Here is a 13,921-nt window from a genome sequence, read left to right on the forward strand (position 1 = left end):
GGACCCGGCGAAACTCGCCGGGTTCTCACATTCAGGAGTACCCATGAAAAGCATTCTGACCCCCCTTGCCCTTGTTCTCTGCCTTGCCTTGAGCGGTTGCGGCCTGTTTGGCGGCGACAGCGGCTCCACCGACCCTGTCGCCGTGGAGCAGAAAGACGAAGCTCCCCAGGCTGAACCCGCGGTGACGGAAAAAGCGGAGCCGGCGGCCAAGGCGGAAAAAGCCTCGACCGCCAGCCTCAGGGGTGAAGCCCGCATCCGTGCCGATCTCCAGGTGACCGGCCAGCAGCTCGTGGGCCGCGCCGCCCGTACGGTCATGCCCTCCAAGACCAGCCGCTCCGTACGCAAGGTCGGCAAGGAATATGTTGCCAACTACATCGAAGTGGACCAGAGCAGCGTTTCCACGGATATGCGCCCCGGCAGCAAGGGCCAGTATGTGGGCTTCATCCGCTACAGCGAATATGAGTACGAGTGCCGCGCCGCCACCCGCCAGGAAGCCCTTTCCACCAAGCAGTGCGAACGTATCCGCACCCGCAACCTCAACGAGCTCATCCGCTACGACGGCAAAAAGTGGCAGTTCTAGGACATTTTGCCCTTGAAAACGGGAGGAGGCGAGACGGCGGCACAACGCCGCCTGGGCCTGAAGGGAGCGGGAAAACCGCGCTTTTTCCGCGAAACGGCAGGCCGTATGGCTTGAAGTGCAACACGTTCCCAACGGAAAACGCTCCAGAACGAACGGCGCACTGACAGGCCGACGACGCCGGCCGGCGGTGGCAGGGCATGGCATCCGGCCGCGCCTTGTGCCCGCACGGCACACCGAACGAAAAACGGCAGAGAGCCTTTGCTCTCCGCCGTTTTTCGTCACCTGGAAGTGGACAAAAAAAGGGAAGGACCGCCACCGGCGCTCCTTCCCCACAGCCATCGATGCTTCGCCGCCTTCCCGTGCGCTCCCGTCACTGTTGGTGCGGGGCTTCGCCCGCAAACGCCGGGATTACCGGGAGGGCGGCCGCCTGAAGTTTCCGCCTGATGTTACCGGGCACGCCAAGGACATTGTACACACTCCGCGTACCGTTGAAGGCGGGGCCTCGCGGCCTGTCTCTTCTGCTACCCCAAAGCGCGCCGGGGAAAGACTGGAGGATTTGGGAGGAAGGGAGCGCCCGGATGGCTGCCCGCAGGGCCGTGTCTGTCAGGTGGCGGCAGGGGCCTTACGGGCATCGACGGAAGAACGAGGGGTCTCCCTTCCCCCAAAAACGGCGGTGAAGAGTGATAACAGGCTTAGTGACTGGATTCCCGTTCTTCCTGGCAGCTCAGGCACAGCCCCACTCCGGGCAGGGCCTCGAGCCGCTTGGCCGGGATGGGTTCGCCGCATTCCCGGCAGCAGGGGACACCGTCTATCCATTCCGGGCCGCCACGGTCCATCTGGGAGCGGGCGCGCAGCAGGGCGGATTCCCTGTCCAGTCGTTCCAGTTCCGTGGCCTGATCAAAAACATCCATGCTTTTCTCCTTGGCAAAGGAAGCGGCAACCTTGCCGCAGCAAGGTTGCCGTATGAGTGATGTCGTCGTGTAGCACACAGCCGGTCGGCTGTAAACCGAAAAGGTCTAGCGGCCCTGCAGAATGTCTTCCAGCGTGGCGAGGAAGGCTTCAAGATCCGCCTTGTCCACCGTGAGCGGCGGCAGCAGGCGCAGGGTGACGCCGTGGCTCAGATTGCAGATGAAACCGCGCCGGATGAGTTCCTTCCAGACGTCGGTTCCGTCTTCGCACAGCTCGATGCCGATCATCAGACCGAGCCCGCGCACTTCGCGGATCTTGCCGGGCACGCGCTGCATGAGGGCTTCGGCCGCCGCCCGCACTTCCGCGCCAAGGCGTCCCGCCCGTTCCACAAGGCCGTCGCGCTCCATGATCTCGATGGTCCTGGCCGCCACGGCGGAGACCAGCGCGCCACCGCCGAAGGTGGTGGCATGGCTGCCCGCCACAAAGCCCCGGGCCGCCTCATTGGTGGCCAGCATGGCCCCCATAGGCAGGCCGTTGGCCAGCGACTTGGCAACGCTGATGGCGTCGGGGCGAATGTCGTAGTTCTGGAAGGCCCAGAACTTGCCGGTACGGCCCATGCCGGCCTGCACCTCATCGCAGAGCAGCAGGATGTCCTTCTTGCGGCACAGGGCTTCGACGCCCTTGAGGTAGTCCGCGGGCAGCGGCAGCACGCCGCCCTCGCCCTGTACGCATTCCAGCAGCACGGCGGCGGTCTTGTCGCTGATGGCCGCCTCCAGCGCCGCCAGATCCCCGGCGGGGACCTGCCGGAAGCCCTCGGGCAGCGGGGTGAAGCCGTCGCTCAGGCTTTCCCGGCCGGTGGCCGCCAGCGCGCCAAGGGTGCGCCCGTGGAAGCAGTTGCCGAGCGTGATGATCTCATACGCATCGCGTTTCTTGACGCTGCGCATATAGCGGCGGGCCAGCTTGATGCACGCCTCGTTGGCCTCGGCCCCGGAGTTGCAGAAAAAGGCCTTTTCGTGGTGCGTGGTGGCAAGCAGCTTCTCGGCCAGGGCAAGCTGCTCCTCCTGATAGAAAAGGTTGCTCACATGCCAGAGTTTGTGGCTCTGGGCCGCCAGCGCGTCGCAGATCTCGTCGTTGCAGTGCCCCAGCCCCACCACGGCGATACCGGCCAGCAGATCCACATATTCCTTGCCGTCCACATCCCAGAGGCGCGATCCCTTCCCGCGCACGATGGCCAGCGGGTAACGGCTGTAGGAACGGCAGAGCAGCTCTTCTTCACGGGCAACAACGGCATCATAGGCTTCCGACATGACACTTTTCCTCACGGGGCCGCAAGGCGGCGCTAAATTGTTCCGGCGATCCCGGCGGATGGCCACTGACGGGGCGTCAGCCCCCGCACCACGGAACGCCACTGAAAAAATTCCATGCGACCACACGCCTCTCCCCTTTTCCGTCGTTCAGCGGGCCGTGTGGGCGCACGGCATGGGCGTGGCGCGCTTGCCGCGCTATCGTCCGGTATGTCCGAAACCGCCGCTGCCGCGCTCGGTATCTTCAAGCCTTTCCACCACTTCCCACATGGGGCGGATGACGGGCTGGAACACGAGCTGGGCCATGCGCTCCCCCCGCCGCAGGACGCGTTCCTCACCGGAGGTATTGAGCAGCATGACGAGGATCTCTCCCGTATAGTCCGGGTCGATGAGGCCGACGCCCTGGGCAACGGTCAGCCCCTCGCGCGCGCCGAGCCCGCTGCGGGAATACAGAAAACCCGCCAGATCCGCCCGCACAGGCTGCACGCTGATGCCCGACGGCACGCAGACGCGCGCTCCGGGGGCTATGCGGATCTCGGGCGCATCCAGGCAGGCGCGCAGATCGAAGCCGGCGGACAGCCGGGTGGCCGGCACCAGCGCGCCGGCATAGAGCCCTTCGGCATCGGGACGGACGAAGGCAAGGCGAACAGGGCAGGAGGCGGAAAGAAAAGGTTCTGACATGGAAAGGATCGTCTACTCGTGGCGGAGGTTGCGCTCCTCACGCGCGGGCAGGAGGAGCGGGACGGGCGATAGCATGCCAAACTTGCGCCCGCAGGTCGAGAGGGGAAATCACGGCAAACAAAAAAAACGTCGTCTCCCGGCTGTCCGCCCGCCGTTTCGCTCACAGCCTCTCAGTCCGCCGGGCGGTCCAGCACCCGCAGGGAAATGGCTTCCGCCATATGCTCCCCGCGCAGCCCGGGGCTGTCGTCCAGGTCGGCGATGGTGCGGGCCAGCCGCAAAATGCGGGTATAGGCCCGGGCCGACAGGCCGAGGCCGCGCACCGCCGCCCGCAACAGGGCATCCCCCTCGGCATCCGGCGCGCAGTGCCGCTCCAGCAGCGCGCCGGAAAGTCCGGCATTGCAGCGCACTGGCGTTCCCGCAAAGCGGGCCTGCTGGCGCTGCCGGGCCGCGCTCACACGCTGCGCCATGTCGGCCGAGCTTTCCCCCGGCTGCTCGCTGCGCAAATCCTCATACGGCACGGCGGGCACTTCCACATGGACGTCGATGCGGTCCAGCAGCGGCCCGGAAAGCCGGGCACGATACCGCGCCCGCTGCTCGGGACGGCAGGTGCAGGCATGGCGCGGGTCGCCGTGGTAGCCGCAGGGACAGGGATTCATGGCCGCCACCAGCATGCAGTCGGCGGGAAAGGTCACGCTCTGGCTGGCGCGGGCGATGCTCACCACGCCATCCTCCAGCGGCTGTCGCAGGGCCTCGAGCACCGCCTTGCCGTATTCCGGCAGTTCGTCCAGAAACAGCACTCCCCGATGCGCCAGAGAGACCTCGCCGGGCCGGGGATGGCTGCCGCCGCCCACCAGCGCCGCTTCCGACACCGTATGGTGCGGCGACCGAAACGGCCGCGTACGCACAAGCCCGCCCCCGTCCCGCAGACGCCCGGCCACGCTGTAGATGGTGGTGACCTCCAGCGCCTCCTCGAAGGAAAGGGGCGGCAGGATGGAAGGCAGACGCTGGGCCAGCATGGTTTTGCCGCTGCCGGGCGGACCGATCATAAGCAGATTGTGTCCGCCGGCCGCCGCCACCTCCAGCGCCCGTTTTGCCGCCTGCTGTCCCTTGACCTCGGCGTAATCCCCGCCGGACGGATCGCCGCCGGCCGCCGCATCCGTTCCCGGCGTCAGGGGCTCCAGCCGTGCCTCGCCCTGCAGGAAGGCCACGCATTCGGCCAGCGTGCGCGGGGCGTACACGTCCATCCCCCGCACCACGGCCGCCTCCTGCCCGTTGGCCGGCGGCACGATGCAGCGCCGCGCGCCCATGCGGCGGGCAAGGATGGCCAGCGGCAAGATGCCGGAAACCGGCCGCACCGCCCCGGAAAGGGAAAGCTCCCCGGCGATGACGGCATCCGCCAGACAATCCGGCGGCAATTGCCCCGCGGCCATGAGCAGCCCCAGCGCCAGCGGCAGATCATAGGCCGTGCCGCTCTTGCGCCGCCCCGCCGGCGCCAGGTTGACGGTGATGCGCGCCGGCGGCAGTCGAAACTGTCCGGCCCGCAGGGCGGCAAACACCCTGTCCCGGGCCTCGCGCACCGCCGCCTCGGCCAGGCCGACCAGAGAAAAGGCGGGCAGGCCCTGCCGGACCAGCTCCACTTCCACGTCAACGGGATAGGCGTCCACCCCTTCCCATCCGGCGCTGTTCAGGCGAATGACCATGCTGTCCGTCCTTGTCGCGCAAAAAGGGCATGACCCGCGCCATGCCCTTTTTGCCGTTCGTCTATTCGATGAGCTTGCCCAGCCGTCCGAAGCGGACGGACTGCATGAGGCCGTCCGCCTCCGAATCCCAGGACCAGTAGATGCGCCAGGCCCGGGCGCGGATGGCCTCACGTGCGACAAAACCCCAGAACCGCGAATCCTGCGAGTTGTCGCGGTTGTCGCCCATCATAAAGTAATGCCCTCCGGGCACGGTCACGGGGCCGTAGTTGTCCCGCACGCCCATGATGTTGTCGGGGTCGGTGAAGCGGATGAAGCTTTCACGCACCGGCTCGTTGTTGCGGTAAAGCTGCTTGTTGCGTACCTCGATGACGTCCCCGGGGACGCCCACGACGCGCTTGATGAAGTCGATGGAAGGATCCTTGGGATAGGCGAAGATGACGATATCCCCCCGCTGCGGATCGCGCCCGTCATAGATGGAGATGTCCGTAAAGGGAATCTTGAGACCGTAGGTGAACTTGTCCCCCAGCAGATAATCGCCCACGAGAAGGGTATTCATCATGGATTCCGAAGGGATCTTGAAGGACTGCACCACAAAGGTACGGATGACCAGCGCCAGCAGGAGCGCAAGAACCAGCGCTTCGGCATACTCGCGCACCAGGGATTTTTTGCGGCGGCGGCCGCCGCCCAGAATCTCGCTCATAACACACCTTTCCGCCCTGCCGCAGGCGGAATGTTCACAGGTTCACGGGAAAGGACAGGCTCCGGCGTCTACTTCCAGAACTTGTCCACATAGCCCATTGCCAGCACAAAGACGATGAGACAGGGCAGGACATAGGTCAGGTAGCCGCGCAGCCAGCGCGGGAACTTCAGGCCCTCGCCCATGTCCACCTCGGCGATGAAGTTGTCCCAGCCCCAGGCGCGGCGCATGGTGCAGAACAGCAGGAAGATCAGCCCGCCCAGCGGGAGGATGTTATTGCTGATGAGGAAGTCCTCCAGATCGAGCACGGAGCTCCCCGCGCCCAGCGGCTGAAAGTCGGCCAGCAGATTGAAGCCCAGCGCGCAGGGCAGGGAAAGCACCCAGAGGCCGACCAAGTGCAGCACCGTGCCGCGCCGCCGCGGGATGCCCCAGACGTCCGCCGTATAGGAAATGATGTTCTCGAACACGGCGATGACCGTGGACAGGGCCGCAAAACTCATAAAGACAAAGAAGAGCGCGCCCCAGATGTGGCCGCCCTCCATGCTGTTGAAGATGTTGGGCAGCGTCACGAAGACGAGGCCCGGCCCGGCGTCGGGCTTGACGCCGAAGGCGAAGCAGGCCGGGAAGATGATGAGACCGGCCATGATGGCCACAAAGGTGTCCAGTCCCACGATCCACACGGCCTCGCCGGTAAGGGAACGGTCCTTCGGCTGATAGCTGCCGAAGATGCACATGGCCCCGATGCCCACGGACAGCGTGAAGAAGGCCTGGTTCATGGCCGCGTTGATGACGGCGAACAGCCCGGTTTGCCCGATCTTGGCGGCATCCGGGGCGAGATAGAAAGCGATGCCCTCCCCCGCGCCCGGCAGGGTGACGGAACGCAGCACCAGCGCCACCAGGATGAGCAGCAGGCCCAGCATCATTATCTTGACCACCCGCTCCACGCCCTTCTGTACGCCCAGGGCGCAGACGCCGCAGCCGATGAGCACCACCAGCGTCATGCCGATGATCTGCACGCCGGGCTTGCCGAGGGTCGCGCCGAAAAAGGCCCCCACCGCCTCGGGTGCCAGCCCGCTCAGCTCGCCGGAGGCCATATACCAGCAGTAGGCCAGTATCCAGCCCGTCACCGTGGTATAGAACATCATAAGCAGATAGCTGCCCACCAAGGCGAACCAGCCGCAGTGATGCCACCGGCTGCCGCGAGGCTCCAGCAGACGGAAGGCAAGACCCATGTTGCGCCGGGCCGCGCGCCCCACGGCGAACTCCATGATCATGGTCGGCATCACCGCCATGAGGCAGAGCAGGTAGATGCCCACGAAGATGGCCCCGCCGTACGCTCCCGTGATGTAGGGAAAACGCCAGACATTGCCGAGACCGATGGCGCAGCCGGCCGACAGCAGCAGAAAGCCCAGACGGCTGCCCAGCATTTCACGTTGCGCGTGTTCAGACATGAGCGGTTCCTCTTGCGGACGAAATCCCGCGCAGGCATCTCATGGCCGTGCGCAGCCGCTTACCATAGCCCAGTCCGGCCCATGACGCAATGGCGGTGCACCTGTCCGCCGCGCCGGCGCCGGACGGCGGAGTCAGCGCAGCAGCTTTTCCAGGCGCTCCACATATCCCATGACAAAGATGAACAAAATCAGGCAGGGAAGCACATACTGCAAATAGATCCGCAGCCACGACGGAAAGCGCAGCCCCTGCCCGGCATTGGCCTCGGCAAGAAAATTTTGCCAGCCCCAGCCGCGGCGGGTGGTGCAGAAGAAAAGGAAGAGCAGCGTCCCCGCGAACAGCAGATTGTTGCTGATGAGGAAATCTTCAAGATCCAGCACGCTGCTGCCCGGCCCCAGCGGCTGGAAGCCGGCAAGCACATTGAAGCCCAGGCCGCAGGGCAGGGAGCAGAGCCAGAGGCCGAAAAGATGCAGCAGTGTGGCCCGGCCGCGCGACATGCCCCAGACGTCCACGCTGTAGGAGATGATGTTCTCAAACACGGCGATGACCGTGGACAGGGCCGCAAAGCCCATGAAGATGAAGAAGAGTGTCCCCCAGATCAGGCCGCCCTGCATGCTGTTGAAGATGTTGGGCAGCGTCACGAAAACGAGGCCCGGCCCGGCGTCGGGAGCGACGCCGAAGGCGAAGCAGGCCGGAAAGATGATCAGCCCGGCCATGAGCGCCACAAAGGTATCCAGTCCCACGATGAGGGCCGCCTCGCCGGTGAGCGAGCGATCCTTCGGCTGATAGCTGCCGAAAATGGTCATGGAACCTATCCCCACCGAGATGGTGAAGAAGGCCTGCTTGATGGCTTCGTTGATGGCGGTGAACAGTCCGGCCTCCCGCAGGCGCGCCACGTCGGGAGCCAGATAGAAGGTTATGCCCTCCCCCGCTCCCGGCAGGGTCACGGCCCGCAGCACCAGCAGCACGAGGATGAGCAGCAGGCCCAGCATCATGGCCTTGACCACCCGCTCCACGCCCCGCCGCACGCCAAGAGCGCAGATCAGGCAGCCCAGACCGACCACCACGCTCATGGACAACACATGCACCGAGGGCGTGGCCAGCATCCGCCCGAAAAAGGCCCCCACCCCCGCGGGGTCGCGCCCCGCCAGCGCCCCGGAGGCCATATACCAGCAATAGGCCAGCAGCCAGCCCGTCACCGTGGTATAGAACATCATAAGCAGATAGCTGCCCACCAGCGCGAACCAGCCGCAACGGTGCCAGTGCGTGCCCGCCGGTTCCAGCACCCGCAGGGCCCGCCCCATGTTGCAGCGGGCCGCCCGGCCCACGGCAAGCTCCATCACCAGGATGGGCGCCACGGCCAGCAGGCAGAGCAGATAGATCCCCACCAGCGCCGCCCCGCCGTAAGCCCCGGCGATATAAGGAAAACGCCAGACATTGCCCAGACCGATGGCGCAACCCGCCGACAGCAGCAAAAAGCCCAGACGACTGCCCAGCATCTCGCGCGGCGCGCTCATGCTTCGGCCCCCTGACCGTCAGCGCGCCGCCGCAGGGCCGCCGCCTCACGCGCGGCCTCCACCACAAGGCCCTCCCAGTCCACATCGACCAGACGCCCCTCCTCCAGCAGCACGCGACCGCCCACAAGGGTATGACTGACCTGCTCCGCCGTGGCCGTGCGCACCACCTGCGCGATGAGCGCTTCGGGCGTGAGGGTCGCCGCGCCCTCCAGCCGCAGCACGGTGATGTCCGCCTTGCGCCCCGGCATGAGCGAGCCGATCTCGCTGGCCATGCCCAGCGCCCGCGCCCCGCCAAGGGTCGCCATCTCCAGCACGGCGCGCGGCGACAGCGTGGCCGGGCCGCCCTCCCGCGTCTCCTGGAGCTCGATGGCCCGCCGCATGAGCGTGAACATGTCCAGATCGGGATTCCAGAGGGGATCCTGGCAGCCAAGGGCCACATTGACCCCGGCGGAGAGCATCTCCGGCAGGGACACGCGCCCCTCGCCGCACACGATGGTCTCGCCCGGGCAATGACAGATGCTGCCGCCGCTGCGCACCAGCAGGGGCAGGTCCTCGACGCGGCAGACGTCGCACTGCCCAAGCGCCGTGTCCGGCCCCACAAAACCGCTGTCCAGCAGGTAGCGCAAAGGCTCGACGCCGTAGCGTTCGGACAGTTCGCGCATGGCCTCCCTGTCCGGCGCGACGCCGACGGTCAGCAGCAGCCCCTGGCCGCGCGCCGTCTGGGCCGCCCCGTTCAGCAGCAGCCTGCTGCTCCACATGAGGCCCCGCAGGCTCACCGCGCAGCGCAGCCGTCCGCCATCGGCGTTGTGCCAGCGCCGGCACAAGAATTCCACGTCCTTGAGCTGCGCCTCAGCCGTCCCGTAAAGGGCCCTGGGCAAGCCCTCTTCTCCCCTGTCGGCCAGCGCCTTGCCGAATGCGCCGCGCAGGCCCATTCCGTCGGCCGCCTGAAAAAGCATCTCCGCCTGTGTGCCGTCGCCCATATCCAGCACGCAGGTCGTGCCGCCGCGCAGCAGCTCGGCCACCCCCAGCGCCGCGGCGGAAAAGGCCGAGGCCCTGTCGTGCGCCGCTTCCAGTCCGGCCAGCCGCTGCCGCCTGTTCGGCGACGCCGGCTCTTCGGGACGGCGGAAAAAGGTCAGACCCAGCCGCGTACGGCACTGCACGAAACCGGGCAGGACCACCGCGCCCGTGACGTCCAGGACGCGCCGGGCCTTCTGCCGCGTCGCGCTCTCCACGGCGGCGATGCGTCCGCCGCTGATGACCAGATCCGCCTGACGCACGGACCGCTGGGGGTCCATGCAGATCAGTGTCCCTCCCTTCAGGATGAGATCGGCTTCCATATCACAGGCTCCGCAGGATGAAGTTGGCGGCAAAGCAGACGGCCACAATGTACATGACGGGGCTGACCTCACGCCACCGTCCGCACAAAAGACGCAGGGCCACGAAACTGATGAAGCCGAAGCCGAAGCCCGTGGCGATGTTGAAGGTGAGCGGCATGAGGATGATGGTCAGGAAGGCGGGCAGCGCCACCGAAAAATCCCGGAAGCGGATGTGTACCACATCCTGCATCATCAGGGCCCCCACGATGATGAGCACCGGCGCCGTGGCGTACGAAGGCACCGCCGCCACCAGCGGCGCAAAGAAAAGCGTCAGCGCGAACAGGCCCGCTATGACCACGGCGGTCAGGCCCGTACGGCCGCCCTGGGCCACGCCTGTCGCGCATTCCAGATAGCTGGTGGCCGTGGTGGCCCCCAGCACGGCGCTGGTCATGGTGCCGATGGAGTCGGTGATGAGCGCGCGGTCCAGATTGTCGATGCGGCCGTCCTCCCGCATGAAGCCCGCCTTGCGGGCAAGCCCCATGAGCACGCCCATGTTGTCGAACATGTCCACCATGGTCAGGGTGAAGATGATGGAAAACAGCCCGTGGTGCAGCGCGCCCGCGATGTCCATCTGGCCGAAGGTCTCCGTGGGCAGCGGGATAGCGAAGCTCACGAGATCGCCTTCCGGCAGCCGCGTCACCCCGCTCAGCACGCCCGCCAGCGTGATGCCCACGATGCCGATGAGCAGCGCCCCCGGCACGTTGCGCGCCATGAGCGCCCCGATGAGAAAGAGCCCCCCCACGGCCAGCAGGGGCGAGGCCTCGGTCAGATGGCCCAGCGCCACAAAGGTGGAGGCATCGGCCACCACCAGCCCGCAATTCTTCATGCCGATGAAGGCGATGAACGCGCCGACACCCACCACGATGGCGTACTTGAGGTCCATCGGCACGGCGTCGATGATCATTTGTCGTACCCGGGTCACGGTCAGCAGCAGGAAGACGATGCCGGAAATGAAGACCGCGCCGAGCCCCGTTTGCCAGGTATAGCCCGCGGGCCCGCAGACATAGTAGGCGAAAAAGGCCGTGATGCCGAGTCCGGGAGCCACCCCCACGGGAAAGCGCGCCCAGAGCCCCATGATGAGGGTGATGAGAACGGTCACCCAGATGGTGGACGCCACGACCGACTCCCGCGGCATGCCCGCATCCGCCAGCATGCCCGGCACGACGAAGATCAGGTAGCACATGGACATGAAACTGGTCAGACCGGCCAGGCATTCCTGTCGAACGCTGGTCCCGTGGGCCGAAAGACGAAAAAGGCGCTCCATCATGACCATACGCTCCTTGCCGGATACGCTCCCCGGGCGAGCGTGCCGGAGCCATCCGTGGGTTTATCGAAGATATTCCGCTCTCCCGCGGCCGTCCCGCGGCAGGCCGACGCACCCGCCCGCGCCGCCGCACCGGCATGGCTCCCGGCAAGATCCGCTCTCCCGTGGCCCGCAGAGCCTGTTGATACGCTTCGTTGTCTGGGGGGAAGGGGACCCCCTTCCCCCGAACAGTCAGCGAGTAGTGGTGACAGACCCTAGTTCAAAAAGGCCTTCATCCCCGTGAAGATCACCTGCGCGGCGATGGCCGCCAGCAAAAGGCCGGTCAGCTTGGCCAGCACGGCGATGCCGGTCTTGTGCAGCACGCGTTCCACGCTGTGGGACATGAGCAGCATGAGGAAGATCCCCAGCGCGGCCAGAAAAAGGGAGATCACGCCCACCAGTATCTCGCGCAGCGTGCTGGCCGACGCGCCGATGACCATGATGGCGCCGATGGAGGCCGGCCCCATGCACAGCGGGATGGCCAGCGGCACGACGCTGATGTCCCCCTCCTTCTGGGTATGATCCTTATCCTTTTCCTCACCCATGAGCGAAACGGCCGTCAGGAAGAGCAGCACGCCCGAGCCGATGCGGAAGGCATCCAGCGTGAACCCGAAAAGCGCGAAGATGTGCGCCCCGAACAGATAGAGCACCAGACCGATGATGAAGGCCGCCGAGGACGTCTTGATGGCCGTGGCCGTCTTGCGGCGTCTGTCGTAATCCCTGGTGCCGCTGATGAAGGCGCTGAGCACGGCGGGCGGCGTCATCATGGCGTAGATCTTGATTGTGGTGCTGACGACTTCGCTGATGATGTTCTGATCCATGAATCTGAAACCCTTGTTGACAAAAAGACTGTTCCTGCTGACCGGCTGTGCGGACCGCAAGGCGACACCGGCCGCCACCGGAAGCGCTGCGCCGGGCCCATGCGGCCCGCATGGCGTCGCCTTTCGCCTGTTTGCCTTCCGGTGAGGCGCGTTATACGCGCCCTCGTGCCGTCTGCCAAGTCAAATATGGTCAGTCGCCGCCGCCGGAAAGCCACATGCCGTGCCGCGCGGGCGTCTCTTCCTCATGGCCGTCGGCAGGCAGGCGGTTGCCGCGCAGCCAGACCATGCGCGGCCAGCCGCGCACGCTCATCCCCTCAAAGGGGGTGTAGTCTCCCTGATGCAGGCGTCGGGCCGTGAGCAGGCGCTCGTCCGCCGGGTCCAGCAGGCAGATGTCCGCGTCAAAACCGGGAAGCAGATCCCCCTTGCGCTCCCCCACCCCCAGCACCCGGGCGGGTTCGCTGCACAAACACTGGACAAGGCGGGGCAGGGTCAGCCTGCCCTTGAGCACCCCTTCGGAGAACAGCAGCGGCAAGCGCGTCTCCACCCCCGGGATGCCTGCCGGACAGGCAAAGGCATCGGCCGAGCCGGCTTCCCACTTGGCGGCAAAAGTCGTATCGTGATGGTCGGACGCCACGGCATCCAGCAGGCCGTCGCTCAGCGCGTCCCAGAGGCGGGCAGCCTGCCCCGCCGCGCGCAGCGGCGGACGCATGGCGTACTTCAGCCCTTCGGCCGCGCCTTCCTCATAGGCCGTCTCGTCAAGCAGCAGATACTGAGGGCTCGTGGCCGCCCACACGGGCTGCCGCCGCTCCCGCGCCTGCCGCACCGCCTCCAGCGCGCCGTGCGTGGACAGGGGCAACAGCCCCAGACGGCATCCCGCCGCCCGGGCCAGCGACACCGCCAGACGCGCGGCCTCCTCTTCCACATATCCCGGCGAGGCCGCCGGCCAGTGACGTACCGCCGTGCTGCCCGCCGCCCGCAGCTCATCTTCCAGAAAACGGCAAACGCCGGGCAGCTCGGGACGCGCCAGGACGACCGTCCCCGCGCTCGCCGCCGCGTGCAGCTCGCCGACGACGGCCCCTGCCGCTTCCAGCCGCCTCTCCCCCAGCAGGCGGGGCGCCGTCCCCCCCGCCGCGTCCGAGGTCAGCGGAGCAAGGCGCACCACATCCACCGGCAGCGCGACCGACGCTACGTCCCCCCCGTCGGCGACGGCCACCCAGCCATGACAGGTCGTCCCGCCCCGTGCCGCCGCTTCGCCGGTCTTTTCCAGTCGTTCCGGCAGGCAGTGCACCAGCACATCCACGGCCCCGGGCAGCACATAGCAGCCGGACGCATCCACCGTTTCCGCCCCATCGACGGGCAGACGGTCGCTCATCTCCAGAATCCTGCCGTTTTCAAAGGAAATATCCGCGGCAAAAACGCCATCCGGGCGCACCACGACGCCGCCCTGAAGCACGGTCTTCACATTTGCCTCCCCGTGTGGAGCATGGTTGACACCTTGTTGTTTCCGGCCCGTCCCCCGCCAGGACGCTCCCGCCGCCGGACTGGCCCGGGGGCTGTCGACGCCGTCCCCTTCTCCCCGGGCCC

13 protein-coding genes are annotated in these 13,921 nt (G+C 66.6%); 2 read left to right on the forward strand and 11 right to left on the reverse strand.

From position 1 onward, the window contains the following. Positions 1–43: 43 nt before the first annotated feature. A complete protein-coding gene (locus Q0J54_RS03270) occupies positions 44–580 on the forward strand; it encodes a translation initiation factor 2 (RefSeq protein WP_296303952.1) in 537 nt (178 codons plus the stop codon). Positions 581–1,272: 692 nt separating this feature from the next. On the opposite strand, the gene Q0J54_RS03275 is transcribed toward Q0J54_RS03270, so the two are convergent. The 10 genes from Q0J54_RS03275 to Q0J54_RS03320 form a co-directional block, all read right to left on the reverse strand. After that, on the reverse strand, positions 1,273–1,491 hold the full coding sequence (locus tag Q0J54_RS03275) for a TraR/DksA family transcriptional regulator (RefSeq protein WP_296303953.1): 219 nt from the start codon (positions 1,489–1,491) through the stop codon (positions 1,273–1,275). A 105-nt stretch (positions 1,492–1,596) separates the two neighbouring features. Continuing rightward, complete coding sequence (locus Q0J54_RS03280) at positions 1,597–2,796, reverse strand: aspartate aminotransferase family protein (RefSeq protein ID WP_296303954.1); 1,200 nt, start codon at positions 2,794–2,796, stop codon at positions 1,597–1,599. A 195-nt stretch (positions 2,797–2,991) separates the two neighbouring features. After that, positions 2,992–3,474, reverse strand: coding sequence for a dUTP diphosphatase (gene dut, locus Q0J54_RS03285; protein ID WP_296303955.1), 483 nt, complete (start codon positions 3,472–3,474; stop codon positions 2,992–2,994). Positions 3,475–3,644: 170 nt separating this feature from the next. Further along, the gene (locus Q0J54_RS03290; RefSeq protein ID WP_296303956.1) at positions 3,645–5,174 is read right to left on the reverse strand and encodes a YifB family Mg chelatase-like AAA ATPase; all 1,530 of its coding nucleotides are present in this window, start codon (positions 5,172–5,174) and stop codon (positions 3,645–3,647) included. Positions 5,175–5,235: 61 nt separating this feature from the next. After that, positions 5,236–5,874: a signal peptidase I gene (gene lepB / locus Q0J54_RS03295; protein ID WP_296303957.1), complete on the reverse strand. Its 639-nt coding sequence runs from the start codon at positions 5,872–5,874 to the stop codon at positions 5,236–5,238. Between the two features lie 68 nt (positions 5,875–5,942). Further along, on the reverse strand, positions 5,943–7,322 hold the full coding sequence (locus Q0J54_RS03300; RefSeq protein ID WP_296303958.1) for a sodium-dependent transporter: 1,380 nt from the start codon (positions 7,320–7,322) through the stop codon (positions 5,943–5,945). A 132-nt stretch (positions 7,323–7,454) separates the two neighbouring features. Beyond that, entirely contained in the window at positions 7,455–8,837 is a 1,383-nt protein-coding gene (locus tag Q0J54_RS03305) for a sodium-dependent transporter (protein WP_296303959.1), read from the reverse strand. Continuing rightward, a complete protein-coding gene (locus tag Q0J54_RS03310) occupies positions 8,834–10,174 on the reverse strand; it encodes an amidohydrolase family protein (protein WP_296303960.1) in 1,341 nt (446 codons plus the stop codon). Before Q0J54_RS03310 ends, Q0J54_RS03305 begins: the two co-directional genes overlap by 4 nt. A 1-nt stretch (position 10,175) precedes the next feature. Beyond that, on the reverse strand, positions 10,176–11,486 hold the full coding sequence (locus Q0J54_RS03315) for an NCS2 family permease (protein ID WP_296303961.1): 1,311 nt from the start codon (positions 11,484–11,486) through the stop codon (positions 10,176–10,178). Positions 11,487–11,731: 245 nt separating this feature from the next. Then, complete coding sequence (locus tag Q0J54_RS03320) at positions 11,732–12,337, reverse strand: MarC family protein (protein ID WP_296303962.1); 606 nt, start codon at positions 12,335–12,337, stop codon at positions 11,732–11,734. On the opposite strand from Q0J54_RS03320, the gene Q0J54_RS03325 reads away from it, so the two are divergent. Then, positions 12,336–12,482, forward strand: coding sequence for a hypothetical protein (locus Q0J54_RS03325; protein WP_296303963.1), 147 nt, complete (start codon positions 12,336–12,338; stop codon positions 12,480–12,482). The genes Q0J54_RS03320 and Q0J54_RS03325 overlap by 2 nt on opposite strands. A gap of 45 nt (positions 12,483–12,527) precedes the next feature. Here Q0J54_RS03325 and Q0J54_RS03330 read toward each other — a convergent pair whose 3' ends face one another. Beyond that, entirely contained in the window at positions 12,528–13,799 is a 1,272-nt protein-coding gene (locus tag Q0J54_RS03330) for an amidohydrolase family protein (protein WP_296303964.1), read from the reverse strand. Between the last annotated feature and the right edge of the window lie 122 nt (positions 13,800–13,921).

The sequence above is a fragment of the uncultured Desulfovibrio sp. genome, from assembly GCF_944324935.1.
GTDB lineage: Bacteria > Desulfobacterota > Desulfovibrionia > Desulfovibrionales > Desulfovibrionaceae > Desulfovibrio.